General features: G+C 66.8%; 27 protein-coding genes, 1 tRNA gene, 1 other RNA gene and 1 pseudogene. 25 read left to right on the plus strand and 5 right to left on the minus strand.

The features are described 5' to 3' along the window. Window positions 1-5 precede the first annotated feature (5 nt). The 10 genes from XCC_RS05150 (at window position 6) to XCC_RS05195 (ending at window position 5,637) form a co-directional block, all read left to right on the plus strand. Window positions 6-350 (plus strand): DUF4440 domain-containing protein, encoded by a 345-nt coding sequence (locus XCC_RS05150; protein WP_011036200.1) that lies wholly within the window; start codon window positions 6-8, stop codon window positions 348-350. A 24-nt stretch (window positions 351-374) separates the two neighbouring features. Beyond that, complete coding sequence (gene moaC, locus XCC_RS05155) at window positions 375-872, plus strand: cyclic pyranopterin monophosphate synthase MoaC (protein ID WP_011036201.1); 498 nt, start codon at window positions 375-377, stop codon at window positions 870-872. After that, window positions 869-1,114: a MoaD/ThiS family protein gene (locus tag XCC_RS05160; protein WP_011036202.1), complete on the plus strand. Its 246-nt coding sequence runs from the start codon at window positions 869-871 to the stop codon at window positions 1,112-1,114. The genes moaC and XCC_RS05160 overlap by 4 nt, the downstream gene beginning before the upstream one ends. Before the next feature lie 2 nt (window positions 1,115-1,116). Beyond that, window positions 1,117-1,554 carry a molybdenum cofactor biosynthesis protein MoaE gene (locus XCC_RS05165; RefSeq protein WP_011036203.1) on the plus strand — a complete coding sequence of 146 codons (438 nt, stop codon included), beginning with the start codon at window positions 1,117-1,119 and terminating at the stop codon, window positions 1,552-1,554. Window positions 1,555-1,754: 200 nt separating this feature from the next. Beyond that, window positions 1,755-1,847, plus strand: a tRNA-Ser gene (locus XCC_RS05170). Between the two features lie 81 nt (window positions 1,848-1,928). Then, window positions 1,929-2,025: signal recognition particle sRNA small type (gene ffs / locus XCC_RS05175), an RNA gene on the plus strand. A 177-nt stretch (window positions 2,026-2,202) separates the two neighbouring features. After that, window positions 2,203-4,164 carry a DNA polymerase III subunit gamma/tau gene (gene dnaX, locus XCC_RS05180; RefSeq protein ID WP_011036204.1) on the plus strand — a complete coding sequence of 654 codons (1,962 nt, stop codon included), beginning with the start codon at window positions 2,203-2,205 and terminating at the stop codon, window positions 4,162-4,164. Between the two features lie 6 nt (window positions 4,165-4,170). After that, window positions 4,171-4,491 carry a YbaB/EbfC family nucleoid-associated protein gene (locus XCC_RS05185; RefSeq protein WP_011036205.1) on the plus strand — a complete coding sequence of 107 codons (321 nt, stop codon included), beginning with the start codon at window positions 4,171-4,173 and terminating at the stop codon, window positions 4,489-4,491. A gap of 96 nt (window positions 4,492-4,587) precedes the next feature. After that, a complete protein-coding gene (gene recR, locus XCC_RS05190) occupies window positions 4,588-5,181 on the plus strand; it encodes a recombination mediator RecR (protein WP_011036206.1) in 594 nt (197 codons plus the stop codon). Window positions 5,182-5,286: 105 nt separating this feature from the next. Next, a complete protein-coding gene (locus tag XCC_RS05195; RefSeq protein WP_011036207.1) occupies window positions 5,287-5,637 on the plus strand; it encodes a histidine triad nucleotide-binding protein in 351 nt (116 codons plus the stop codon). 101 nt (window positions 5,638-5,738) lie between these two features. Here XCC_RS05195 and XCC_RS05200 read toward each other — a convergent pair whose 3' ends face one another. The 4 genes from XCC_RS05200 to XCC_RS05215 are packed head-to-tail and all read right to left on the minus strand — an operon-like array spanning window position 5,739 to window position 10,128. Further along, window positions 5,739-6,275, minus strand: a complete 537-nt coding sequence (locus XCC_RS05200) for a Slp family lipoprotein (protein ID WP_011036208.1) — start codon at window positions 6,273-6,275, stop codon at window positions 5,739-5,741. Then, window positions 6,272-8,221: a transglutaminaseTgpA domain-containing protein gene (locus tag XCC_RS05205; RefSeq protein ID WP_011036209.1), complete on the minus strand. Its 1,950-nt coding sequence runs from the start codon at window positions 8,219-8,221 to the stop codon at window positions 6,272-6,274. The genes XCC_RS05200 and XCC_RS05205 overlap by 4 nt, the downstream gene beginning before the upstream one ends. Beyond that, entirely contained in the window at window positions 8,214-9,170 is a 957-nt protein-coding gene (locus tag XCC_RS05210; protein ID WP_011036210.1) for a DUF58 domain-containing protein, read from the minus strand. Before XCC_RS05210 ends, XCC_RS05205 begins: the two co-directional genes overlap by 8 nt. Window positions 9,171-9,174: 4 nt before the next feature. Beyond that, window positions 9,175-10,128 (minus strand): AAA family ATPase, encoded by a 954-nt coding sequence (locus XCC_RS05215; protein WP_011036211.1) that lies wholly within the window; start codon window positions 10,126-10,128, stop codon window positions 9,175-9,177. A 36-nt stretch (window positions 10,129-10,164) separates the two neighbouring features. Between XCC_RS05215 and XCC_RS05220 the strand changes: the two genes are divergently transcribed. The 4 genes and pseudogenes from XCC_RS05220 to XCC_RS05235 all read left to right on the plus strand — a co-directional run bounded on the left by XCC_RS05220 (window position 10,165) and on the right by XCC_RS05235 (window position 14,835). Beyond that, window positions 10,165-12,009: a glycosyltransferase family 39 protein gene (locus XCC_RS05220; RefSeq protein WP_016944816.1), complete on the plus strand. Its 1,845-nt coding sequence runs from the start codon at window positions 10,165-10,167 to the stop codon at window positions 12,007-12,009. A gap of 19 nt (window positions 12,010-12,028) precedes the next feature. Continuing rightward, window positions 12,029-13,009: pseudogene (locus tag XCC_RS22615) on the plus strand (glycosyltransferase). Then, entirely contained in the window at window positions 13,006-13,215 is a 210-nt protein-coding gene (locus tag XCC_RS05230; protein WP_129589140.1) for a hypothetical protein, read from the plus strand. Before XCC_RS22615 ends, XCC_RS05230 begins: the two are co-directional and overlap by 4 nt. A gap of 39 nt (window positions 13,216-13,254) precedes the next feature. Beyond that, on the plus strand, window positions 13,255-14,835 hold the full coding sequence (locus tag XCC_RS05235) for a hypothetical protein (protein ID WP_011036215.1): 1,581 nt from the start codon (window positions 13,255-13,257) through the stop codon (window positions 14,833-14,835). Window positions 14,836-14,842: 7 nt separating this feature from the next. On the opposite strand, the gene XCC_RS05240 is transcribed toward XCC_RS05235, so the two are convergent. Further along, window positions 14,843-15,421 carry a Maf family protein gene (locus XCC_RS05240; RefSeq protein ID WP_011036216.1) on the minus strand — a complete coding sequence of 193 codons (579 nt, stop codon included), beginning with the start codon at window positions 15,419-15,421 and terminating at the stop codon, window positions 14,843-14,845. Between the two features lie 111 nt (window positions 15,422-15,532). On the opposite strand from XCC_RS05240, the gene XCC_RS05245 reads away from it, so the two are divergent. From XCC_RS05245 to XCC_RS05295, 11 genes are all read left to right on the plus strand, one after another. Further along, window positions 15,533-16,042 (plus strand): YceD family protein, encoded by a 510-nt coding sequence (locus tag XCC_RS05245; protein ID WP_011036217.1) that lies wholly within the window; start codon window positions 15,533-15,535, stop codon window positions 16,040-16,042. 96 nt (window positions 16,043-16,138) lie between these two features. Further along, the gene (gene rpmF, locus XCC_RS05250; RefSeq protein WP_010368401.1) at window positions 16,139-16,333 is read left to right on the plus strand and encodes a 50S ribosomal protein L32; all 195 of its coding nucleotides are present in this window, start codon (window positions 16,139-16,141) and stop codon (window positions 16,331-16,333) included. Between the two features lie 89 nt (window positions 16,334-16,422). Further along, window positions 16,423-17,400 (plus strand): beta-ketoacyl-ACP synthase III, encoded by a 978-nt coding sequence (locus XCC_RS05255; protein ID WP_011036218.1) that lies wholly within the window; start codon window positions 16,423-16,425, stop codon window positions 17,398-17,400. A gap of 644 nt (window positions 17,401-18,044) precedes the next feature. Further along, on the plus strand, window positions 18,045-18,989 hold the full coding sequence (gene fabD, locus XCC_RS05260) for an ACP S-malonyltransferase (RefSeq protein ID WP_011036219.1): 945 nt from the start codon (window positions 18,045-18,047) through the stop codon (window positions 18,987-18,989). A gap of 78 nt (window positions 18,990-19,067) precedes the next feature. After that, on the plus strand, window positions 19,068-19,811 hold the full coding sequence (gene fabG, locus XCC_RS05265) for a 3-oxoacyl-ACP reductase FabG (protein WP_011036220.1): 744 nt from the start codon (window positions 19,068-19,070) through the stop codon (window positions 19,809-19,811). Between the two features lie 155 nt (window positions 19,812-19,966). Further along, on the plus strand, window positions 19,967-20,206 hold the full coding sequence (acpP, locus tag XCC_RS05270) for an acyl carrier protein (RefSeq protein ID WP_002814322.1): 240 nt from the start codon (window positions 19,967-19,969) through the stop codon (window positions 20,204-20,206). Window positions 20,207-20,346: 140 nt separating this feature from the next. Continuing rightward, window positions 20,347-21,582, plus strand: a complete 1,236-nt coding sequence (gene fabF, locus XCC_RS05275; RefSeq protein WP_011036221.1) for a beta-ketoacyl-ACP synthase II — start codon at window positions 20,347-20,349, stop codon at window positions 21,580-21,582. A gap of 161 nt (window positions 21,583-21,743) precedes the next feature. Continuing rightward, complete coding sequence (locus tag XCC_RS05280; RefSeq protein ID WP_011036222.1) at window positions 21,744-23,099, plus strand: aminodeoxychorismate synthase component I; 1,356 nt, start codon at window positions 21,744-21,746, stop codon at window positions 23,097-23,099. A gap of 60 nt (window positions 23,100-23,159) precedes the next feature. Continuing rightward, window positions 23,160-24,218: an endolytic transglycosylase MltG gene (gene mltG / locus XCC_RS05285; RefSeq protein WP_011036223.1), complete on the plus strand. Its 1,059-nt coding sequence runs from the start codon at window positions 23,160-23,162 to the stop codon at window positions 24,216-24,218. Continuing rightward, window positions 24,215-25,174: a DNA polymerase III subunit delta' gene (locus tag XCC_RS05290; RefSeq protein ID WP_011036224.1), complete on the plus strand. Its 960-nt coding sequence runs from the start codon at window positions 24,215-24,217 to the stop codon at window positions 25,172-25,174. The genes mltG and XCC_RS05290 overlap by 4 nt, the downstream gene beginning before the upstream one ends. After that, the gene (locus tag XCC_RS05295; RefSeq protein ID WP_011036225.1) at window positions 25,171-25,524 is read left to right on the plus strand and encodes a PilZ domain-containing protein; all 354 of its coding nucleotides are present in this window, start codon (window positions 25,171-25,173) and stop codon (window positions 25,522-25,524) included. Before XCC_RS05290 ends, XCC_RS05295 begins: the two co-directional genes overlap by 4 nt. The last annotated feature ends 120 nt before the right edge of the window (window positions 25,525-25,644 follow it).

A 25,644-nucleotide genomic window follows, 5' to 3' on the forward strand; every position in this document is an offset into this window, starting at 1 on the left:
GCGACATGGAGCTGCGTCTGCTCGATCCACAGGTACGTGGCTCAGCGGCCGAACTGGAGACGTTGCTGGATCCCGCGTTCGTCGAGTTCGGTGCCTCGGGCCGGTGCTACACGCGCGGGGAGGTCATCGCCGCATTGACCACCAGTGCGGCGGCTGCCGATTACGTGACCGACGACTTCAGCTGCGTGCTGCTGGCCCCACAGCTGGCGCAGCTGCGCTATCGCACCCGCGTGCACGCCGACGGCGTGGTGCGGTGTGCCCTGCGCAGTTCGCTATGGCGCCTGGATGGTGCGCGCTGGCGGATGCTGTTCCATCAAGCCACCCCGTTCACCGACAATCCCGCATCCTGACGTTCTGTTCCCGTGTCGTTTCCCATGCCAGCAAAGACCACTTCCGCACGTCTCACCCACCTGGACGACGCCGGGCTGCCCACCATGGTGGACGTCTCGGACAAGCAAGTCACCGCACGCAGTGCCACCGCGGAGAGCCGCGTGCACTTTCCAGCGGCCGTGGCAGCGCAACTGCGCGCCAACGGCTTGCGCAGCGCCAAGGGCGGCATCGTGGAGACGGCGGTGATCGCCGGCACCATGGCGGTCAAGCGCACGCACGAGCTGATTCCGTTCTGCCATCCGCTGCCCATCGATGGCTGCCGCTTCGAGATCGATTGGGCGGGCGCGCAGGTGCTGCAGATCGTCTGCACGGTGCGCTGCGTACACCGCACGGGCGTGGAGATGGAAGCACTGACCGGTGCCAGCGTGGCGGCGTTGACGGTCTACGACATGTGCAAGGCGCTCTCGCACACCATGCGGATCGGCCCAACCAAATTGTTGTCCAAACGCGGCGGCAAGCGCGATATCGGAGCTGCACGATGAGCGCCACCATCACCGTGCTGTATTTCGCCAGCTTGCGCGAGGCTGCCGGCATCGCCAGCGAGCAGGTGCATTCGGGTGCAGCCGATTTGCGCGGCGTGTATGCGGAACTGGATGCACGGCACGGGCTGCGCTGGACGCCGGCGCAGTTACGCGTGGCCGTGGACGGCGCATTCGCGCGCTGGGACGACCCGCTGCGCGATGGCAGCGAAGTGGTCTTCATTCCGCCGGTCTCTGGAGGTTGAGCATGCATGAGCAGATCAGGCCGAGCTTCGCGCTGTCAGACGCGCCCCTGCAGGTGGAAGCGTTGCGGCAGGCACTGGAGCACCCGCGCGCTGGTGCGTTTGCGAGCTTCGAGGGTTGGGTGCGCAACCATAACGATGGCCGCAGCGTTGCCGGGCTGCGCTACGAAGCCTATGCCGCGCTCGCTCAGGCCGAAGGGCAGCGTGTGCTAGACGAGGCGATGACGCGGTTCTCCATCCTGCAGGCGCAGTGCGTGCATCGCGTGGGCGAGCTGGGCATCGGCGAAATGGCGGTGTGGGTTGGCGTCAGCGCGGCGCACCGTGGCGCCGCATTCGAGGCGTGCCGCTTCATCATCGACGAGGTCAAGGCGCGCGTGCCGATCTGGAAGCACGAGCACTACCTGGAAGGCGATGCGGGCTGGCTGCATCCGGAGTCGCAGTAAGGCAATGCCTCACCTGCGGTGCATCTGCCAGGCGAGCGCGGCTGGTGTTTGAATCGACAGGTGCCCGCGCGGGTGGGTTCCTCTGCGGCACCGCAATTCTGTCGCGCCCTCTGCGGGCCGCGCCAAGACTCACCTTGTTAAAGCCGCGCGCGACAGCTAGAATTCCGCTTCTGTCGACGGCCAGGCCGCCCGACAGGCACGGAGAGGTGTCCGAGTGGTTGAAGGAGCACGCCTGGAAAGTGTGTAAGCGTCTAAACCGCGCTTCGGGGGTTCGAATCCCCCTCTCTCCGCCAGTTTCATGATGTCTGCGTTGCGCGCTTGTGCACGTTGCCGACATCCAGGGCCACGCCGGTGGCCCACGTCTTATGGTGGCCCCGTCGGTCCCTCGCGACGCTAGATCGAAAATCCCGCCAGGGCCGGAAGGCAGCAACGGTATCGATTGATGCGGGCGCCGAGGTCAACCGGCGGGGACACCACCCCACTCAGGTCCGATGCCGCAGCGACAGCTGGCGCTGCGCGCGCGTCACGCTGCCGGCACTGTGCCGCTGTCGATCCGACCGGTGCGTGTCTGCGGCCGACGGCCCTTCGCTGAACGATCAAGAGTGCGCGGCGTGGCACAATATCGGTTCAACGTTCGCTGGTTTCCCGATGTCCTATCTCGTTCTCGCCCGTAAGTGGCGCCCGAAGCGTTTTGCCGAACTCGTTGGCCAGGAACACGTGGTCCGCGCGCTCAGCAATGCGCTCGACAGTGGCCGCGTGCACCACGCGTTCCTGTTCACCGGCACCCGCGGCGTGGGCAAGACCACCATCGCGCGCATTTTCGCCAAATCGCTGAACTGCGAGACGGGCACCAGTGCCGATCCGTGCGGCACGTGCCCGGCCTGTCTGGACATCGATGCCGGGCGTTATATCGACCTGCTGGAGATCGACGCCGCATCCAACACCGGCGTGGACGATGTGCGCGAAGTGATTGAAAACGCGCAGTACATGCCCTCGCGCGGCAAGTTCAAGGTCTACCTGATCGACGAGGTGCACATGCTCTCCAAGGCAGCGTTCAATGCGCTGCTGAAGACGCTGGAAGAGCCGCCGGAACACGTGAAATTCCTGCTGGCCACCACCGACCCGCAAAAGCTGCCGGTGACGGTGCTGTCGCGCTGCCTGCAGTTCAACCTCAAGCGGCTGGACGAAGACCAGATCCAGGGCCAGATGACCCGCATCCTGGCAGCCGAGGAAATCGAGTCGGACCCGTCGGCGATCGTGCAGTTATCCAAGGCGGCCGATGGCTCGCTGCGTGACGGGCTGTCCTTGCTCGACCAGGCCATCGCCTATGCCGGCGGTGCGCTGCGCGAAGACGTGGTGCGCACCATGCTGGGCACGGTCGACCGCACCCAGGTCGGCGCGATGTTGCAGGCGCTGTCCGATGGGGACGGCGCGCAGTTGTTGAAGGTGGTTGCCGCGTTGGCGGAATTCTCGCCGGACTGGAGCGGCGTGCTGGAGGCGCTGGCGGAGGCACTGCATCGCATCCAGGTGCAGCAGCTGGTGCCGTCGGTGGCGTTCGTGGGCGATGGCATCGACCCGACCGGCTTTGCCGCGCAGCTGCGGCCGGAAGTGGTGCAGCTCTGGTACCAGATGGCGCTCAACGGGCGCCGCGATCTGTACCTGGCGCCGAGTCCGCGCGCCGGGTTTGAAATGGCCGTGCTGCGCATGCTCGCCTTCCGGCCGGCTGCCGCGGTGCCGGCCGGCAGCGGCGACGATGGACGTGGCGCCAGCGCCGGCGGCCACACGCGTGGAACGGCCACCGGCGTGCAGGCGGCGCCTGCGGCCGCCGCACCTGCACGGGCGGCGACGTCGGCCAAGGCAGCCGACGTCAGCCCGGCCCCCGTGGTGTCCGCACCGCCCGTCGCTGCCGCGCCATCGCCGGTGGTGGTGTTGCCCACGGCCGCGGCCGAACCTGCGCCGTCAGCGCCGCCTGCGCGCACGGATGACACACCGCCGTGGGCGGTGGACGACGCACCGGTGCGTGCACAGGCTGCACCGCAACGTGCCACTGCCGAGGTGCCTGCTGCTGTGCCGTTAATGGCGCCGGAAGCGGCCATGGCGCTGCCTGCGACCGTGGCCGACGACGCGGCGCCTGCTGCCATGGATGCGGTGGTGCCTGTGGCCCCGCCGTCTGCGCCCGCGCCGGTGACACCGCCGGCCGCTACGTTCGACGACGGACACATCGCCGATGCCGAGCAATGGCTGGAGCTGGTCACGCGCAGCGGTCTGAATGGCCCCTCGCGCCAGCTCGCTGCCAATGCGGCTTTCATCGGCCATCGCGACGGCGTGCTGCGCCTGGCGCTGGCGCCGGGCTTTGAATATCTCAACTCCGAACGTTCCATCGCCAATCTTGCGCAGGCGCTGGCGCCAGAGTTGGGCAACACGCCGCGCATCGTGATCGAGACCGGCAGCGCCGATGTCGAGACCCTGCACGAGCGCGCCAATCGCCAGAAAGGCGAGCGCCAGAGTGCGGCCGAAACCGCCTTCATGAATGACCCGAATGTGCAGCAGCTGATTCAGCAGCAGGGCGCGCGGGTCGTTCCCGATTCCATCCGCCCTTACGACGAGTAACCCCGCATGCGTGGAAATATTGCCCAACTGATGCAGCAGGCGCAGAAGATGCAGGAAAACCTGCAGCGCGCCCAGGAAGAACTGGCCAAGCTGGAAGTCACCGGCAGCGCCGGCGGCGGCATGGTCAGCGTAACGCTCACCGGTGCCAAGGAATGCCGCAAGGTGCGCATCGACCCGAGCATCCTCTCCGACCAGGAGATGGCCGAGGATCTGATCGCCGCCGCCTTCAACGACGCCTCCAACAAGATCGATGCCGAATCCAAGGAGCGCATGGGCTCGGCCACGGCCGGCATGCAGTTGCCGCCTGGCATGAAGCTGCCGTTCTGAGAGGCTGGGAATCGGGAGTAGGGAATCGGGAATCGTGAAGCAACCTGCACCTTTGCTCTTGCGATTCCCCAATCCCCATTCCCGATTCCCGAGCACATGTCCTCCCTTCTAGAACAACTGATCGAAGCCTTCCGGGTGCTGCCCGGTGTGGGTCAGAAGTCGGCGCAGCGCATGGCGTACCACGTGCTCGAGCGTGAGCGCGAGGGTGGGCGGCGGCTGGCGGCGGCGTTGGCCAATGCGGTGGAGAAGGTGGGCCATTGCGTGCAATGCCGCGACTTCACCGAGTCGGAGGTGTGCGCGATCTGCGCCAATTCCGGCCGTGATCGGCAGCAGCTGTGCGTGGTGGAATCGCCCGCCGATCGCCTGGCGATCGAGCACGCCACCGGCTACCGCGGGGTGTATTTCATCCTGCAGGGGCGTTTGTCGCCGCTGGATGGTATCGGCCCGCGTGAGTTGGGGCTGGACCGCCTGGCCGAGCGTCTGGCAGCGGGCGAGGTCACCGAAATGATCATCGCCACCAACGCCACCGTCGAGGGCGAGGCCACCGCGCATTACCTGGCGCAACTGGCCCGCCAACACAGCGTGCGCCCCAGCCGGCTTGCACAAGGCATGCCGCTGGGCGGCGAGCTGGAGTACGTGGATCGCGGCACGCTGTCGCATGCCTTCGGCACGCGTAGTGAGGTGCTTTAAGCGCCGGGAATCGTAAGTCGTGAATGGGGAATCGGAGAAGCAAAGTCAGAAGCCCGCGCGGTAAGCTCTTGCGATTCCCCAATCCCGATTCTCGATTCCCTTCCTATGACCGACACCATTTTCGGCAAGATCATTCGTCGCGAAATTCCCGCCACCATCGTCTATGAAGACGACGAGGTGCTGGGATTCGAGGACATCGCACCGCAGGCGCCGGTGCATGTGCTCTTCATTCCCAAGTTGCATGCGATCCCGACCCTGGACGATGTACCGCCGGAGCAGGCGCTGCTGGTCGGCAAGTTGGCGCTGGCGGCCGCGGCATATGCGCGCGAAAAAGGGCTAGCGCAGGACGGTTACCGCATTGTCATGAACTGCCGCGAGCATGCTGGGCAGACCGTATTCCATATCCATCTGCATCTGCTGGCCGGTGCGCCGCTGGGGCGTTTCGGTACGCCGTGATCGATGTGGTTAGGCCCAGAGGATCCTGCTGCGTCGGACGCCACATACAAAAACGCCGCTCCCTGTGAGCGGCGTTTTTGTGTCATCTCAGCAGTGGCTGGTTACCACCAACCGCGGCCCCAACCGCCACCCCAGCGCGGGCCCCACGGACCCCACGGGTCGCCCCAGGGGCCGTACGGGTAGGCCGGCACCACATCGACCTCGCGCACCTGCGGCCACAGGTAGACGACATCGGCGGCCACTTTGGGCAGCTTGTAGTCGTACTCGCCGATCTTGGTGGTTTCGTAGCCTTCGATCTTGCCGATGAAGGTCACTTCGCGGCCTGGCTCGAACACCGCCGGGTCGTAGAAGCCCGCGCGGCAGGCGAGGAAGCGGCCATCGCTGGCATCCACCGCATTGCGGTCCGGGCGGCCGCTGGCGTTGAGCGGGCGCGAGATCAGCTCGAAGCAGGTCTGGCCCTGGGCCGGTTTGGTCTGGATGATCTTGCCGCCCCAGCGCACCGAGGTGCCGACCTGTGCACTGGCGGTCGAGTCGCTCGGGCTGACCGTGGGGAACTGGCCCTGCAACGGCTTGGGCGCCGTGGCACAGGCAGCGAGCCCGAGGACAGCGATGACTGGAAGAAGAAAACGGGTACTCATGAGGAAGCTCCGGTTCGCGGGCGATGCTGCTGCAGATCTTTGATGAGAGAGGCGCTGTCCGAATCAGCTCCAGCGTAGCGCGCCGCAGCGAAACGTTGGCTGAGTGCCAACAGTGTCGTGTGGGGATCGTGCTGTGCCACACGTTGCGCCCAGGTGGTGGCCGGTTCGTGCGGTTCGCGGGCCAGGCCGAGCTTGCGGTAACGGCGCCCGAGCCGGTGCCAGGCGCGCAGCAGGGGGTCGCGTTCGCGTTCGCCGCGCGCCAGCAGCCACCCCATCCAGGCCAGTGCGCTGACCGCGAATACGCCGAAGATGGCCGCGAGCTGGTTGGTGTCCAGGCGGTCGATGCCGAACGGTTGCAGCAGCCGCTGCTGGCGGTCGGCGTCGAAGGACAGCACCAGCTCGTTCCAGCCGCGACGCAACCAGTCGCTGACCTCGCCCAGCCTGTCCCAGGTGCCCAGCTGGCCACCACCGCCGCCACCGGCCTGCAGGCGATCCTCCAGCGTGTCATAGATGCGTTCCGGTGCCACGGCGGCGGTGGGATCCACGCGCACCCAGCCACGGCCGGCCAGCCACACCTCGCTCCACGCATGCGCGTCCATGCGCCGCACGACCCAGTAATTGCCCAGCCCGTTGTAGGTGCCGCCGGCATAGCCGGTGACCACGCGCGCCGGGATGCCGGCCGCGCGCATCAGCACCACAAACGACGAGCTGAAGTGTTCGCAAAAACCGGCCTTCTGCTGGAACAGAAACTCATCGACGCTGTTGCGCCCGAGCAGCGGGGTGTCGAGCGTGTAGGCGAATTCGCGCGTGATCCATTGCAGCGCGCGCTGCACCACTGCGGCATCGTCACGACCCGCTTCGGCACGCCACTGGCGGGCCAGGGCGATGGTGCGTGGATTGAAGCCGGGTGGCAGCGCCAATGCGCGTGCGCGCAGCGGCGCCGGTAGATCGGTGTCGAAGCGTGCCGGCGGCGCGGACTGTAGGTCCCAGCGGGTGAGTGCACTCAACGGGCGCTGCGCGAACAATTCGTAATCGGGCGACAGCTCGGCGTTCGCAACGCCTTGCACCGGCAGATCCAGCGCGACCAGCTGGCGGCGGTCGGTGGGCTCGTAGTCCAGGCGGTAGCGATACGTTGCCGGCCCGGCAGCGAAGGCGGCTGGTTGCGCGCGGCCGGTCCAGCGCGCGCGCTGCCAGGTGCGGCCATCGAAATCCCACATGACCGGGCCGCGCCAGTACCGCTGCTCCGGTGGCGGCGCCTTGCCGGTGAATTGCACGCGCAGGGCGGGGCTGTCATCGGCCATCAGGTCGATCCACTCACCCGGCGACATGTTGTCCGACAGGCCGGGCCGCGACAGCGCCCGCTCCGGCACGCCCCATAGCGGCGAGCTCAAACGTGGCAGCAGCCAGAACGTGGCCAGGGCCAGCGGCACGCCAATGGCCACCAGCTTGCCGATGCTGCGCAATTGCAGGCGCAGCCCTGGCGTGCCGGTGCGGTGTTCCTCGTCGGCCAGGCGCTGCATGCACAACAGCGCACTCAGCACCGCGAGCAACGCCAGGCCCATGGTGGCCGGGCCCTGGTCCAGCAGGAATGCGGCAAACGGTGCGAACAACGCAAAGCCGAGCAGGCTGCGCGCATCGCGCAGGGTGCGTAATTCGGAGGCCTTGATCGCCAGCATCGCCGCCAGGACCGCGCAGCCGGTGTCGCGCCCGAAGCGCATGCCGATCTGCCAGTACACCGCGGCCAGCATCGCGATGACCAACAGCAACCGGACCGGTGCCATCAGGCTGCCACGCCAGCTCATCACGCCGACCAGCAGCGCGGCGACGGCGATGGTGCCGGCGAGCAGGCCGGGCAACTGCAGCAGCAGCGGCGCCAGCGCCAGCCAGGTGGTGGCCAGTACCCAGCCGCGGCTGGCCTGGGTGATCGGGGCGGTAGGCTCAGTCATGCGGTAGTAGCGCCAACGCACGCAGGCACAGATGATGGTGCGACGGGCCCTGTGCAGGACCAAGCGGTGGCTGGCCCGGCAACAGCAGCCGGTAGCGGCGGCCATCGCGTTCGGCAAGGTTGACCCAGCGCGTCAGCCGCGCGATGCGGCGTTCGTAGGGCAGGGCGCTGAGGCTGCGCCAGTCGAGGGTGACTTCCACACCCAGCGGCTGCTCGTATTCGCGCACCAGCAGCGCATCGCGGCGCGCAGAGTGCTTCCACGAAATCGTGCGCGGTGCGTCGCCGGCCCGGTACGGACGCAGTTGGTGCAGTTCCTCGCCTTGTGCATGCAGACGGGTCTGATTGGGCGAGCCGGCGCCATCGGGCAGCGCGGGGCCGTGCGCTTCCGGGGCCGGGTACGCCAGCAGCGGTGTTTCCGGCCAGACCCATGACCAGGCGCGCACCAGCCCCAGCGGTTGAGTGCTGGACAGCCGAATGCGCTCGATGTCCTGCCAGCCGCGACGCACGGTGGGCACCAGCAGATCCACGTCCGCGTTGTCGTAGTCGGTGAGCGAGCAAAAACCGCTGTGCTCCAGATGATCCAGGCGCAATCCGCGGCGGGCGCGGGTGTCGCGGCGTGCCAACGACACCCGCATGCGCAGCGGCTCACCGGCCACCACCGGTTCGGCGGAGACCGCTTCGATCCGCAGTGCCGACAATTGCAGGTGCGCCACGATGCTGCTGGCGATGCCGGCGGTGGCCAGCAGCAGCGCCAGCAACAACGCCGGGTTGTTGTTGTAGTTCAGCGCGCCGAGCAGCATGGCCATCAGCAAGGCCGCCAGAAACAGGCCAAATCGCGTGGGCAGCACATAGATCCGGCGCCGATCCAGCACGATCGGCACAGCTTCCGGCCCGCGCGGGCGGGCCAGCAGGCTGAGCCGTCGGCCCATGCCACGCAGGTGCGCACGCACGTGCTCAGTCCACCGGTACGCTGTGCAGCAACGCCTTGGCCAGCGCCGGCCCGGACGATGATTCGGCTTCCGGCACCAGGCGGTGCCCGGCGACCGCCACGAACAACGCCTGCACATCCTCCGGCAGCACATGCTCTCGCCCCAGCAGCAGGGCGTAGGCCTTGGCTGCGCGCAACAGCGCAATCCCCGCACGCGGCGACAGGCCCACGCGCACGCCGGCGTGCTGACGGCTACGCAGCAGCAGCGCCTGCACATAGGTGATCAAGGCGTCGCTGGTGTGGATGTGGTTGACCCCCGCGCGCAACGCCACGACATCGGCATCGCTCAACTGCGGTGCGGCCTGGGCGATCAACTCGCGACGATCCACGCCCGACAGCAGCGCCCGTTCGGCATCGGCACTGGGGTAGCCCAGGCTGAGCCGCAGCAGGAAGCGGTCCAGTTGCGAATCCGGTAGCGGGAAGGTGCCCGACAGATCAACCGGGTTTTGCGTGGCGATCACGAAGAACGGCTCCGGCAGCGCATGTGTCACCCCGTCCAGGGTGACCTGCTGCTCGGCCATCGCTTCCAGTAGCGAGCTCTGCGTGCGCGGCGGCGCGCGGTTGATCTCGTCGGCCAGCAGCACGTCGGTGAACACCGGGCCGGGATGAAACTGGAACTGGCGCGAGGCCGCGTCGTAGACCGACACGCCCAGCACATCGGCCGGCAATAGGTCAGAGGTGAACTGCACGCGCTGGAACCCCAGGCCCAGGCTGGACGCCATGGCGTGGGCGAGGGTGGTCTTGCCCAGGCCGGGCAGGTCCTCGATCAACAGATGTCCCCCGGACAGCAGTGCCACGAACGCCAGGCGCACTTCCTGCGCCTTGCCCAGCAACAGCGAATTGACCTGGTCCTGTGCGCGCCGCAGCGATTGGCGCAGCGCATCGGTTAGCATTTCCGTGGAACGCAGCGGTGTCGACATCACAAATCCGTAGGTGGAAGAAGAGTGCACAGGGCAATGCCAGGGGACCAACGCGCACATCGCACCTTCGTGATCCTGTGGACACTGGCGACGGCCGTCAAGCTATTGATTGCCGCGCGTCTGCCGCTGTTCGTGGACGAGGCGTTTTACTGGCAGGAAGGCCAGCATCTGGCAGCGGCGTACTCGGATCTGCCGGGCATGACCGCGTGGCTGACGCGCCTGGGCGTGGAACTTGGCGGGCACCATTTACTGGCGCTGCGGTTGCCGTTTCTGGCCATCGCTGCGCTGCTGCCGTGGCTGGTTGCGCACATCGCCACGCGCTGGTTCGGCTCCACGCTGGGCTGGCAGGCCGGCAGTCTGACCTTGCTAATGCCGCTGTCGGCCACGCTCGGCATCCTGGCGGTGCCCGATGTGCCCATGGCATTGGCAGCGGTGCTGTGCATGGATGCGGGCGCGCGGCTGTTGCGCGAGGTCGATGCCACCAGCGCGCTGGAGCTCGCCATCGGCCTGGTCATCGGTGCACTGAGCCACTACCGCTTTGTCGGTGTGATCGGAGTGGGATGCATTGCATTGCTGTGCATTCCGCAGGGGCGTGCGGTCTTGCGCGACCCACGCATCTGGATGGCGCTGACGGTAGGTGCCATGAGCTGGCTGCCGCTGCTGTTCTGGAACACCGACCATGACGAGGCGGGCCTGCGCTTTCAGCTGGTAGACCGGCATCCGTGGACGTTCCAGATCACCGGGCTGTGGTTTTTGCTGATCCAGGCCGCGCTGGTGACGCCACTGCTGGCCTGGGCGATGGTCAAGGTCAGCCTGGCCGGCACCCGTGCCGGGAGTGGCGGCTCGCGTGCGCAGTGGCGCTACTTCGGCCTGCTGGGCGGTATTTCCACGCTGGCGATCTTCGTGCTGGGGTTCTTCAGCGATGCCGAGCGGATCAGCTTCCACTGGCCGTTGCCGGGCTATCTCGCCCTGCTGGTCGCCGCGCCGGTGATCCTGATGCGCTGGCCGCGCCCGCTGCGGCGTGCCACCTGGCTGATCGCGCTGCTCGGCATGCTGGGCGCCTACAGCTATTACCTGGCGGTGTCGGTGCCGGCAATCCGCGCGCAAGCGGCGGGCGAAAAATACTACCCGCGCAATTTTGCCGGCTGGAAAGACCTGGCGCGTGCGGTCAAGACTGAACTGGCGCAGCTGCCGCCCGGCACCCGCGTGCTGGCGGAAAACTTCAAGGTAGGCGCCGAGCTCGGCTTCCAATTGCACGATGCACAGATCGAAGTGCTGCAGGCTGATCTGAACGACAAGCATGGCCGCTCGGCGCAACTGGCCCAGTGGGGGCTGCTCAGCCATGGCGAACGCAGCGGCCCGCGCCTGCTGGTGCTCTCGCCCAGCGATCAGCGCTACCGCGATCTGCTCACGCGTTACCACGCCATCTGCGCCATGGTCGGGCCGCTGCCGCCGCCCAAGGTGGTCTCCACTGACCACGGCTATCAGCGCTTCCTGCTGTTCGCGCTGCCGGCGCAACGCCAGCCCGGCCCCTGCATCGCGCCTGCGATGGCGTGGATCGATACGCCGCTGCCTGGCGTTGCCGCCACGACCACCATGCAGGTGCGTGGCTGGGCCTTCAAGGACGGCGTGGGCCTGTCGCGCGTCGAGCTGCTGGTCGATGGTCGCCCCGCTGGACGCGCCGACTACGGTGCCACCCTGGATGTGCGCCCGTATTGGAAAATCTCTAACGACCCGCAACATCCCCGCGTCGGCTTTACTGCCACGTTGGACACGCGCGCGCTGACGCCCGGCACGCATTGGTTGGGCTTGCGCCTGCACGGCCACGACGGCAGCGTCGAGGACTGGTGGGAGCAGCCATTCACCGTTCCCGTCCCCTGACCGGAGACTGGCCTACGTGATGAGTACCGATTGTCCCGACACCTTTGCCGGGATCCGCATCGCCGTGCTGGTGCCATGCCACAACGAGGCCGCCACCATTGCCGCAGTGGTCGGTGATTTTGCCGTGGCGTTGCCGCGGGCGGCCATCCATGTGCTGGACAACAACTCCAGCGATGCCACCGCGGCGATCGCCGTAGCGGCCTGTGCGCAGGTGCGGCGCGTGGCGCTGCAGGGCAAGGGCAATGTGGTGCGCCGCGGTTTTGCCGATGTGGACGCCGACATCTATGTGCTGGTCGATGGCGACGCGACGTACGACGCGGCTGCCGCGCCAGCGCTGGTGCGCAAGTTGCTCAGCGAGCAACTGGACATGGTGGTCGGCGCGCGGCGCGATCAACAGCAGGCCGCGTACCGGCCCGGACATCGGCTGGGCAATGTGCTGCTGACACGCTGCGCAGGCCTGCTGTGCGGCCGCAGTTTCGAAGACATGTTGTCGGGTTGCCGGGTGTTTTCGCGCCGCTAAGTCAAATCCTTTGCCGCGCATGCGCATGGGTTCGAAACCGAAACCGAACTGGCGGTGCACGCGTTGCAATTGCGCATGCCGGTCGCCGAAGTCGACACTGCCTACGGTGTGCGGCCGGAGGGCTCGCAGAGCAAGTTGAATACCTGGCGCGACGGGTGGCGGATCCTTACCACCATCGTGAAGTTGTTCAAGGCCGAGCGTCCGCTGCTGTTCTTTTCGATCGGCTTCCTGTTCAGTGCCGCGCTGTCGATCGTGCTGGCCGTACCGTTGTTGCAGACCTATCTGGAAACGGGCCTGGTGCCGCGCTTTCCAACCGCGATCCTGTGCGTAGCCCTGATGCTGCTCGGTTTCCTGTTGCTGGCGTGCGGGCTGATTCTGGACACGGTGACCCGTGGTCGTGTCGAGTCCAAGCATCTGGCCTATCTCGCCGAACCGAGCGTGGCAGCGCTTGCATCCAGACATGCGCAGGAGCGGGCGTGATGCGGGCAAGTGCAGCAACAGCGAAAGCGACGCGCCGCCAACGCCTGCTCGCCTGGGCGGATCGTCGCTTCGGTTTCCATTCTCTGCGGCATAGTGCCGCCGCCGTACTTGCCATCGTGCTGCTCGGTGCACTGATGTCGCTCGGCCTCGGCCAGGACGCCAACTGGGACTTGCGCAACTATCACCTGTACATCGGCGATGCCTGATTGCACGGGCGACTGACGACCGACCTCGCGCTGGCGCAGATGCAAAGCTACTTCAGCCCGCTGCTGGATGCGATGCATGCCGCCTTGATGTTGCACCTTCCCGCGCCACTGGTTGGCGTGCTGCTCGGTGCACTGCATGCGCTGGTGTTCGTGCCGGTGGCCGCGGTTGCCTGGCGGGGGCTTTCGGTGCATCCGCGGCGTGCGCAATGGACACCGCTGCTGGTGGCCGCAGGATTCAGCAGCGCCGTGTTTCTGTCCGAACTCGGCGGCACCATGGGCGATACCGCCACGGCCTTGCCCGTGTTGGGCCTTGGCGCTGGTTCTGCAGGCACAGGCACGTGCGCGGCAGGGCAAAACCGCCCTCCATCTATGGCGTACAGGCGCGTTGCTGGGTCTGGCGGTGCGCTCAAGTTGACCAATGCGCTCTACGCCCTCGCGCTGGTGCCGGCGCTGATGTGCGATGGCGCGCGCCTGCGGGCACGGCTGCTGGCGCTGGGCATCGTGATCGTCGTCGCGGGCGGTGTATTCGCGCTGGTGGCCGGGCCGTGGTACTGGCAGGTCTGGCAACACCTGGGCAACCCGTTATTCCCGCAGTTCAATGGGCTGTTTAAATCCCCGTTGGCCGCGCCGGTGTCGATCGCCGACACGCGCTGGCTGCCGCGCAATCTTGGCGAACACCTGCTCTGGCCGCTGCTGTTTACGTTGAAGCCGCAACGTATCGGCGACCTGGGATTGGTGCAGGCACTGTGGGCCGTGCTGTATGCGCTGGTGCTGATCGTGGCTGCGCGCGCTGTGCTGCGTCGCCGGGTTGCTGGGGTTGGGCTGGATCGCTCGGCCACTGTGGTGCTGGTGTTCGTGGCCACGGCCTATGTGTTGTGGCAGGCCATCTTCAGCATCCACCGCTATCTGGTCGTGCTGGAATTGCTGGCGCCGGTGGTGCTGTGGATCTGTTGCCGGCATGCGTTTGCGCAACGTGCCGATCACAAGGCTGCGTGGTTGATCGGGCTGTGCGCGCTGGTGGCCGTGGTCGGCTGGAAGGATTGGGGGCACGAGCCCTGGGCGCGCGCGGGGTTTGAGGTCACGCAACCGCAGATCATCGATCCGGCACGGGTAACGGTCTTGCTGGTCGGCGATGAGCCGCAGTCATGGCGCGTCACGCTGTTGCCGCAGCAGTCCCGTTACATCGGGGTCGCAACCAACATCAGCGAGACCGATGCGTATCGGGCGCGCGTGCGCACCCTGGTGGCCGAGCGCCCACAGATTTACGCGATGCTGGGTGCGGCGCGCGACAAACAGCAGGCGCGGGTGGATCGCATGAATCGCTGGGCGCATCAGTTCGGGTGGGCAGCGCAGCCGGACTGCGCACGCCTGCGTTGGCTGATCGCGCGCGGTCTGCGCGCCGAGCTGGCTGCTTCCACGCCCGGCCGCTGCCTGTTGGTCGTGCCCAAGGCCAGGGCGCTGGATATCGCGGCGGCCGATCAGGCCATTCGCGAGATGGCGCAGCAGCGCCTGGGTGCGTACGGGCTGACGCTGGACCCGGCGCAGTGCCGCACGTTGCTCTCACGCATTGGGCAAACCGTCTATCCGTATCAGTTTTGCACGCTGCGCCAGGCGGGCTGAGGCAGCTTCAAGGCAGCGAAAATCCCGCCTGCCGCAGCAACCGCGCCACTGCGATCAGCGGCAGGCCGACCAGGGCGGTGGGGTCGTTGCTACGGATTGCGTCGAACAAGGTGATGCCCAGGCCCTCGCATTTGAAGCTGCCGGCACACTCCAGCGCCGGTTCGGCTGCCAGGTAGCGTTCGATCTCCTGCGGCTGCAGGGGCCGCACCTGGACGTCGGTAAGGTCCAGCGCTTGCGCGGCAAACCCGTCCGGGCCGATCAGGCTGACCGCGGTCTGGAAACGCACCATGCGGCCGGACATGCGCGTCAGCTGCGCGCGCGCCTGCTCCAGCGTGCCCGGCTTGCCGAGCGCCTGGCCGTCCAGGTCGGCGACCTGGTCCGAGCCGATCACCCAGGCCTCGGGGAAGCGCACCGCCACGGCGCGCGCCTTCTCGCCGGCCAGCCGGGTCGCAAGCGCCTGCGGCGTTTCGCCGGGCAGGGCGTGCTCGTCCACCTCGGGGCGGGCGGTGTCGAAGTCCAGGTGCAGGCGGCCCAGCAGCTCGCGGCGGTAGGCAGACGTGGAGGCCAGGATCAGGCGTGGCATCATGGGCGCACTGCGAGGGAGGGCAGAGGAGTCTGCCGGCCCCGGCGCCGGGCCACAATCCCAGCGGCGGCAGATTTGACATGGCCCCGGCGGGTCTTTAACATTCTGCGGCTTATGTCCGCGAACGTGCCCGAAATGCTGGATGCTTGGCGGATGGTCGCAGCGCGCAGGCGCTTCGACGGCCGCATCCCGCTATCTGCGATGACCCGTCTTCAGGGAAGCCTGGTTGATACCGAAGGCGAATGTGTCTATTCGCTTCAGTTCGATCAGGACGATCTGTTGAAGGTCGCCTATGTCGAACTCAGCATCGATGTCGCGCTGCCGCTGGAATGCCAGCGCAGCCTGCAGCGTTTTCTGTATCCGGTGCAGATCAGGCAGCGACTCGGCTTGATCCGCGACGAGGCCGATGAGGCCGCGTTGCCGCCCGACTACGAAGCCTTGCTGGTGCCCGACGACGGCATGCTGCGGGCAGTGGACCTGGTGGAGGACGAGCTGGTGCTGGCGGTTCCCGTGGTGCCGATGGCGCCGGGGAGCGAGGCAGTCGAGGCCGAGTGGGTTCCGACCCAGGAAGAGCAAGACAAGGCCAGTCCGTTCGCGGCGCTGGCGGCGTTGAAGAAACAGTAACCGCCGCTGTTAAGGGCGGAAACACAGGTCGGCGCGGGCGTACAGTCCTGTTCGACTCAACAGAAAAGTTATCGAACTTAAGTTTGGAGCAATCCCATGGCTGTGCAGAAATCCCGAGTCACCCCGTCCCGCCGCGGCCAGCGTCGTTCGCACGATGCCCTGACCGCCAAGCAGCTGTCGACCGACCCGACCAGCGGCGAGATCCATCTGCGCCATCACATCACCGCTGACGGTTACTACCGCGGCAAGAAGGTGATCACGACCAAGTCGTCGGCCGTCCAAGAAGATTGATCCGTGGCACCCGCCGCAGTTTTGCAGGCGGGTGACCCTCGATACTTCCGGAGCCGCCAATCACCGCGGCTCTTGCACCAAGGAACAGTATGAGCAAGCGGATCTACTCCAGAATCGCGGGCACGGGTAGTTATTTGCCCGAAAAGGTGTTGACCAACGACGATATGTCCAAGATCGTCGACACCAGCGATGAATGGATCCGCTCGCGTACCGGCATCCGTGAACGTCACATCGTTGCCGACGACCAGACCACCAGCGACCTGGCGTACTTCGCCTCGCTGAAGGCGATGGAAGCAGCCGGTGTCACTGCCGACGAGATCGACCTGATCGTTGTCGGCACCACCACCCCGGACCTGATTTTCCCGTCCACTGCGTGCCTGTTGCAGGCGCGGCTGGGCAATGTCGGCTGCGGTGCCTTCGACGTCAACGCGGCCTGCTCGGGCTTCGTCTACGCGCTCAGCGTGGCCGACAAGTTCGTTCGCAGTGGCGACGCCAAGACCGTGCTGGTCGTTGGCGCCGAAACGCTGACCCGGATCGTCGACTGGACCGATCGCACCACCTGCGTGCTGTTTGGCGACGGTGCGGGCGCGGTCGTGCTCAAGGCCGACGAAGACACCGGCATCCTCAGCACCCATCTGCATGCCGACGGCAGCAAGAAGGAATTGCTGTGGGATCCGGTCGGTGTGTCTGTTGGCTTCGGCGAAGGCAAGAACGGCGGTGGCGCGTTGCTGATGAAGGGTAACGACGTGTTCAAGTACGCCGTCAAGGCGCTGGACTCGGTGGTCGATGAAACCCTCGCCGCCAATGGCCTGGACACGCACGACCTGGACTGGTTGATCCCGCATCAGGCCAATCTGCGCATTATCGAAGCCACCGCCAAGCGGCTGGATCTGCCGATGGAGCAGGTGGTGGTCACCGTCGACCGGCATGGCAATACCTCGTCGGCCTCGGTGCCGCTCGCGCTGGACGAAGCGGTTCGCTCCGGTCGCGTGCAGCGTGGCCAGTTGCTGCTGCTGGAAGCCTTCGGGGGCGGATTTACCTGGGGCTCGGCGCTGCTGCGCTACTGATCTGCGCAGGCACTGCCGCGTTTGCCGGCGGTGTCTTTTTGCGTTTGAGGTTCTGTTGGTGCAAAGAGCCTTGCCATTGCGGGCTGATGTGTCAGTGAGTCTCCCTGACGCAGTGCAGCCGCCGCACAGTCTTGATCGACACACGCAACGTTCTCGCACGCCACTAGGGCCTGGATGTCCTGCCTCCACCGCCGCAGCGTGGCGGTGATGCGGTCCCTGCGGGGAATGTAGCCGGCGCAGCGCGCTGCAGGCTCAGGCGGTCAAGCTGTTGCGGGTGATGGCCTGCGGGCAGGCGGGGTAGAGCGTTGTCAGGGGCACGCCACTGATGCTCAGCGACAGCGCGTTCGTGTGCGGACTGCCTGCGCCCAGGTGGTCAAGTAACCGCGCGTTTCGCGCATCTGACCCGCCTCTCTTCCACGCCCAGCTGACGCGCCAGCGCGCCGCCCGGCGATCTACGCGACCACCGCGTTGAAGCTGTCGATGCCGTGCCTGGACTGGCTCCTCAACGGCGACATTGACCTGCTCAGACCCTGCCGGCAGACGCCTGTGCGATGCGGGCGTTGGCGCCTTGCATACGCGTCAGTACAGACGGCCGGGCGATTTCGCACGTATTATCCCGGCTCGATTTTTGTAGGCAGCAACGCGTGACCGAATCTACGCTCGCTTTCGTGTTTCCCGGCCAGGGCTCGCAGTCCCTGGGCATGCTGGCTGAACTTGCCGAACTGCATCCGCAGATCCGCGAGACCTTCGTCGAGGCCTCCGATGGCGCCGGCGTCGATCTGTGGGCCCTGTCGCAGGGCGGCCCGGAAGAGATGCTCAACCGCACCGAATACACCCAGCCGGCGTTGCTGGCCGCCGGTGTGGCGGTGTGGCGCCTGTGGAACGCGCAGCGCGGCGAACGACCGGCGGTGCTGGCCGGCCATAGCCTTGGCGAGTACACCGCACTGGTCGCTGCCGGCGCCTTGTCGCTGCACGATGGTGCCCATCTGGTGCGGCTGCGCGGGCAGTTCATGCAGGCAGCGGCGCCCGCCGGTGTCGGCGCGATGGCCGCGGTGCTGGGCGCCGAGGATGCGCTGGTGCGCGAGGTCTGTGTCGAGGCCTCGGGCAGCCAGGTGGTGGTGCCGGCCAACTTCAATTCGCCCGGTCAGATTGTGATCGGTGGCGATGCGGCGGCGGTGGATCGCGCGCTGGCGTTGCTGGCCGAGCGTGGCGTGCGCAAGGCGGTCAAGCTGGCGGTGAGCGTGCCGTCGCACACTCCGCTGATGCGCGAGGCGGCCAACCAGTTGGGTGAGGCGATGGCCGGGTTGACCTGGCACACGCCGCAGATTCCGGTGGTGCAGAATGTCGACGCGCAGGTGCACGCCGGCCACGAGGCGATCCGCCAGGCCCTGGTCGAGCAGCTGTATCTGCCGGTGCAGTGGACCGGCTGCGTGCAGGCGCTGGCCGCGCAGGGCATCAGCCGGATCGCCGAATGCGGCCCGGGCAAGGTGCTGAGCGGGCTGATCAAACGTATCGACAAAAGCCTGGATGCCCGTTCGCTCGCGACCCCGGCCGATTACGCCGGCGCGCTGGATGCGTGGGCGCACTGAGTTGACCGATTTGCCGGTGATGCCGGCCCTCGACGCTCGCAACTGCGGTTGTGACGTCCCCTCTTGAGGAACAGCAACATGAGCAAGCCATTGCAGGGCGAGATCGCTCTGGTCACCGGCGCCAGCCGCGGCATCGGCGCGGCCATCGCCGATACGCTGGCCGCCCAGGGTGCCACGGTCATCGGCACGGCCACCTCCGCCTCCGGGGCCGCTGCCATCGGCGAGCGCCTGGCTGCCAACGGCGGCCACGGCCGGGAGCTCAATGTCACCGATGCGGCCGCGGTCGATGCCTTGATCGATGCGATCGGCAAGGAGTTCGGTGCGGTCTCGATCCTGGTCAACAACGCCGGCATCACCCGCGACAACCTGCTGATGCGGATGAAGGACGACGATTGGCAGGCGATCATCGACACCAACCTGACCAGTGTCTTCCGGACCTCCAAGGCGGTGATGCGCGGCATGATGAAAGCGCGCAAGGGTCGCATCATCAACATCGCCTCGGTGGTGGGTGTGACCGGTAATCCGGGCCAGACCAACTACGCGGCGGCCAAGGCCGGCATCATTGCGTTTTCCAAGTCGCTGGCCAAGGAAATCGGCTCGCGCGGGATCACTGTCAATGTGGTCGCGCCCGGCTTCATCGATACCGATATGACCAAGGCGCTGCCGGAAGATGCCAAGACAGCGTTGCTGCAGCAGATCGCGCTGGGCCATCTGGGGCAGCCGGACGACATCGCCAATGCGGTGGCATTCCTGGCTGGCCCGCCCGCCCGTTACATCACTGGTGAGACCCTGCACGTCAACGGCGGCATGTACATGCCGTGAGCGTGCGGCGCCGGGAGGCGCTAAGTGGCTGATCGGCCGGGATTTGTGATGCAATGCAAGGCCCGGTCGCTTCCACTACACTATCCAACGCGGCCATCGCAGCGGCGATGGCGTTTTTTTTGTACCACCACTACTCCATCTGGAGCGATATCTCAATGAGCACCATCGAAGAACGCGTCAAGAAAATCGTCGTCGAACAACTCGGCGTCAAGGAAGAGGAAGTCACCACCAGCGCATCGTTCGTCGATGACCTGGGTGCCGACTCGCTGGACACCGTCGAGCTGGTGATGGCGCTGGAAGAAGAGTTCGAGTGCGAAATCCCGGACGAAGAAGCTGAGAAGATCACGTCGGTCCAGCAGGCGATCGACTACGTCAAGGCTCACGTCAAGAGCTGATGCGTTGTTCCTGACAGCGGTGGCGGGCATTTGGCTGCTGCTGCGTCAGACATCCCATGGGGCCGCTGATGCGGCCCTGTGTTTTTGAGCGTCAACCGTAAACCGCAAGCACCGTCCGTCGTGTGGTGAGGAGATCTGCAATGAGTCGTCGTGTTGTCGTTACCGGCATGGGCATGGTGTCGCCGCTGGGCAATGATCTGGCCACCAGTTGGGATGGGATCATCCACGGTCGCTCGGGCATTGGCCCGATCAGGCAGATCGATGCCTCGCAGTTCACCACCAGGATCGCGGGCGAGATCAAGAATTTCGATCCCACCCAGTTTGTGTCCGCCAAGGACGTCAAGAAGATGGATTCGTTCATCCACTACGGTGTCGGCGCCTCGTTCATGGCGTTGGACGATTCCGGGCTGGAGATCAACGAAAGCAATGCCGAACGCGTGGGCGCCATTCTGGGCTCCGGTATCGGCGGGCTGCTCGGCATCGAAGAGCAGACCATCAAATTGCATGAGGGCGGCGCGCGCAAGATTTCGCCGTTCTATGTGCCCAGCACCATCATCAACATGCTGCCGGGCCAGGTGAGCCTGATCAAAGGCCTGAAGGGCCCGACGTTCTCGGCCGTGTCGGCCTGCGCCACCTCCAACCATTCGATCGGCACTGCGATGCGCATGATCCAGCACGGCGATGCCGACGTGATGCTGGCCGGTGGCGCCGAGCGCGGTTCGTCCCCAAGTTCGGTGGGCGGGTTCTGCGCCATGAAGGCGATGTCCACGCGCAACGACGACCCCACCGCTGCATCGCGTCCGTGGGACAAGCAGCGCGACGGGTTCGTGCTGGGTGACGGCGCCGGCGTGCTGGTGCTGGAAGAGTACGAACACGCCAAGGCACGCGGCGCGCGCATCTATGCAGAGCTGGTCGGTTTCGGTGCCAGTTCGGATGCGTTCCACATGACTGCGCCCAGCGAAGATGGCGAAGGCGCGGCGCGCAGCATGGCCGCGGCGATGCGCGATGCCAAGCTCAACCCCGAGCAGATCGGCTACCTCAACGCGCACGGCACCTCCACGCCGCTGGGCGATCTGGCCGAAACCATGGCGATGAAGCGTGCGCTGGGCGACCACGCGTACAAGACCATGGTCAGCTCGACCAAGTCGATGACCGGCCACCTGCTCGGCGCGGCCGGCGGCGTGGAAGCGATCTTCTCGGTGATGGCGCTGCATACCGGCATCATTCCGCCGACCATCAACCTGGAAGAGCCCAGCGAAGGCTGCGATCTGGACTACGTGCCGAACGTGGCGCGCGAGGTGCAGGTGGATGCGGTGATGTCCAACGGCTTCGGCTTTGGCGGCACCAACGGCACCCTGGTGTTCAAGCGCATCTGAGCCATTGGTCCTGCGCCGCAATGGCGCAGGGTCGCGATGGGCTGCAACGCGTCGCGCGTTCGGCCCGTTGTGTCTTCTGCTGATTTACCGTGCGGTGTGCGGCGCGCTGGTTGTCACCGGCGCGCAGCGCCGCATCCGTCCCTCCACGCCAAGCCAGGCCGATGACGCTGACCCGACCACTGCACGCGGACATCGACCTGCTGGCGCTGCATCGCCTGGCACCGCAGCGGTATCCCGCGTTGCTGGAATCCAGCGCGTCGGGCACCGCGCACGGGCGTTGGGATGTGTTGCTGCTGGCGCAGGGCGCGCAGCTGCGTCTGGACCCGGACGGCTGCACCCGCAATGGTGACGGCCAACTGCTGGAAGGCGGCTTTCTCGACGCCCTGGATGCAGCCTGGCAGGCCGAGCGGCTGCCGCACGAGGGCGAAAGTTCTTGGCCGTTTCGCGGTGGCTGGGCGGTGCTGCTGGACTATGAGGTGGCCGCACAGGTCGAGCCGATCCTGCGCCTGCCCATGCGCAGCGACGCCGCGCCCGCGGCATTGGCCCTGCGGGCGCCGGCGGCAGTGCTGCGCGACCGCATGGACGGGCGCTGCTTCGCCGTGGCCGAGCCGGGGCGCGAAGACCTGCTGCAGCAGATTGACGACGACATCACCGCCTGCGCCAGCCTGCCAGCCTTGCCTGCCTGGGCAGCGCCGACGGTGGTGCAGGAAGACCCGCCTGAGCAATTCACCGATGCGGTGCTGCGGGTGCTGGACTATTTGCGTGCCGGCGATGTGTTCCAGGCCAATATCTCGCGCGCCTGGCAGGCGCAGTTCGATCGGCCCGTCGACCCTGCCGCCTTGCATGCGCGGCTGCGTGCGGCCAATCCGGCGCCGTTTTCCGGCCTGTTTGTGGCGGCCGGGCGCGCGATGGTGAGTTCTTCGCCGGAGCGGTTGGTGTCGGTGCACGGGCGAGTAGTGCAGACCCGGCCGATTGCCGGGACCCGTGCACGCTTTGCCGGTGACGATGATGCCGCGCGCATCCGCGAGCTGGTCGGTCACCCGAAGGAACGCGCCGAACACGTGATGCTGATCGACCTGGAGCGCAACGACCTGGGCCGCATCTGCGCGCCGGGCAGCGTGGAGGTGGACGAACTGATGGGCGTAGAGAGCTATGCGCACGTGCATCACATCGTCAGCAATGTCCGCGGCCGGTTGCGGCAGGGCGTCACCCCTGGCGAGGTGATTGCGGCGGTATTTCCGGGCGGCACCATCACCGGCTGCCCGAAGGTGCGCTGCATGCAGATCATTGCCGAGCTGGAACAGACCGCGCGTGGCGCCTATACCGGCGCGTTCGGTTGGCTCAACCGCGACGGCGACATGGATCTGAACATCCTGATCCGCACCGCCGAAGTGGCCGGCAGCCAGGTACGGTTCCGCACCGGTGCTGGCATCGTGGTGGACTCGGACCCGCAGCGGGAACTGGACGAAACCCGTGCCAAGGCGCGCGGGCTGCTGCGTGCGCTGGACCCGGCATGAGTACTTCAACGGCACATCACCGGCGCGCGGTATCCTGCGCGGCGCTGGAGCAATGACGAGGTGGGTGTGGCGGTGACTGGCAAACGCGGATGTCTGGCCGTGCTGGGGACGGTGCTGTTGCTTGCGGCGCTGCTGGCGATCGCGGCCGTGGTGGCGTGGCGGCACTACGTGCATTTTGCCGAGACGCCGGTCACTGCGAGCACGCCCAGCGTGGTCATCGCGCCCGGCGATTCGCTCAAAGCGACGCTGCGCAAGCTGCGCGAGGCCGGGGTGCAGCAGGGCAGTGATCTCGAATGGCAGTTGCTGGCCCGCCAGGTGGATGCGGCCGGCAAGCTCAAGGTGGGCGAATACGCGCTGACGCCGGCGTTGCCGCCGCGTGCGCTGTTATTGCGCATGCGCCAGGGCCGGGTGATCCAGTACCGCTTCACCCTGGTGGAAGGCTGGAACTTCCGTCAACTGCGCGCGGCCCTGGGCACGGCCACGCCGCTGCAGCAGACCATCGCGGGCCTGGACGATGCCGCACTGATGGCGCGGCTGGGCGTTGCCGGCCAGCATCCGGAAGGGCGCTTCCTACCGGAAACGTATCTGTACCAGCGCGGCGACAGTGACCTGGACGTGCTCAAGCGCGCGCATGCGGCAATGGACAAGGCGCTGGCGCAGGCCTGGGAACAGCGCGCCCCGCAACTGCCGCTGAGCTCGCCCGAGCAGGCGTTGATCCTGGCCTCCATCATCGAGAAGGAAACCGCACTGGGCACCGAGCGGCCGCAGATCGCGGGCGTGTTCGTGCGCCGCCTGCAGATGGGCATGAAGCTGCAGACCGACCCGACCGTGATCTATGGCATCGGCAGCAGCTACGACGGCAACATCCGTCGCCGCGATCTCATCACCGACACGCCGTACAACACCTATACCCGCACCGGCCTGACGCCCACGCCGATCGCGATGCCGGGCCGCGAAGCGCTGCTGGCGGCGGTACGCCCGGCGCCGGGCAACGCGCTGTACTTCGTCGCGGTGGGCGATGGCAGCGGTGCGCATACGTTTTCGGCCACGCTGGACGAACACAATGCGGCGGTGGCGCGCTATCTGCAGCGCCGCCGTCAGCCGGAGCCCACGCCATGACGCCTACGTTTTCACCCTGGCAACAACGCGCCTACGACCAGACCCTGGCCGCGCTGGATGCCGGCCGGCTCGGGCATGGCCTGCTGATCTGCGGCCCGGACGGGCTGGGCAAGCGCGCGGTGGCGCTGGCGCTGGCCGAGCACGTGCTGGCCAGTGCGCCGGATCCGGCAGTGGCGCAGCGCACCCGTCAGCTGATCGCCGCCGGCACGCATCCGGATCTGCAGCTGGTGTCGTTCATTGCCAACCGCACCGGCGACAAGCTGCGCACCGAGATCGTCATTGAACAGGTGCGCGAGATCTCGCAGAAACTGTCGCTGACGCCGCAGTACGGCATCGCGCAGGTGGTAATCGTCGACCCGGCCGATGCGATCAACCGCGCCGCCTGCAATGCCTTGCTCAAGACGCTGGAAGAACCCTCGCCAGGCCGCTACCTGTGGTTGATCAGTGCGCAGCCGGCGCGCTTGCCGGCCACCATCCGCAGCCGCTGCCAGCGCCTGGAATTCAAGCTGCCGCCGGCCCACGAAGCGCTGGCCTGGCTGCTGACCCAAGGCGTTAGCGAGCGTGCGGCGCAGGAGGCGCTGGAGGCCGCGCGCGGCCATCCCGGGCTTGCCGCCCAGTGGCTGCGCGAAGACGGCCTGGCCGTGCGCCGCGCCGTGGCGCAGGACCTGGAGCAGATCGCCAGTGGCCGCGTCGGCGCTGTGGACGTGGCGCAGCGCTGGACCAACGATGGCCAGGCCGATCAGCGTCTGCGGCATGCCGCCGACCTGGCGTTGGCGCAGGCATCGGCCGGCTTGACCGATCCATCACGGTTGCACAAGCTGGCGACCTGGTTCGACGCCGCCAATCGCACCCGTGATTTGTTGCGCACCACCGTCCGCGCCGATCTGGCGGTGGCGGAATTGTTGCTGGCCTGGCGCGAGGGAGAGCGCCAGGCCCGTTCTAGGGGAACTCGATGAGTGCAATGAATGCACGCCAAGGCATTTTGTCGCTGGCGTTGAAGGACAAGGCCGCGCTGTACAGCGCCTACATGCCGTTCGTGAAAAGTGGCGGCATCTTCGTGCCGACGCCCAAGCGCTACATGCTGGGCGATGAGGTGTTTCTGCTTTTGACGCTGCCTGATTCAAGCGAGCGTCTCCCGGTCGCCGGCAAGGTGGTGTGGACCACGCCTGCGGGCGCGCAGGGCAACCGCGCGGCCGGCATCGGCGTGCAGTTCCCGGACGGCCCGGAAGGCGAGGCGGTGCGCAACAAGATCGAAACACTGCTGGCCGGTTTGACCACCTCCGACAAGCCGACCCACACGATGTAAGGCAGGCAATCGCCGCGGCCGATGGCGCGCGGCGATTGCAAGACTGGGCCACAGGTGCGCTGCATGCGTGTGGTGATCGTGGGGCGGCGGCACGGCGGTTTCAGTGCGTTGCGCCACGCG

This window comes from Xanthomonas campestris pv. campestris str. ATCC 33913 (assembly GCF_000007145.1).
In the GTDB taxonomy this organism is placed as follows: domain Bacteria; phylum Pseudomonadota; class Gammaproteobacteria; order Xanthomonadales; family Xanthomonadaceae; genus Xanthomonas; species Xanthomonas campestris.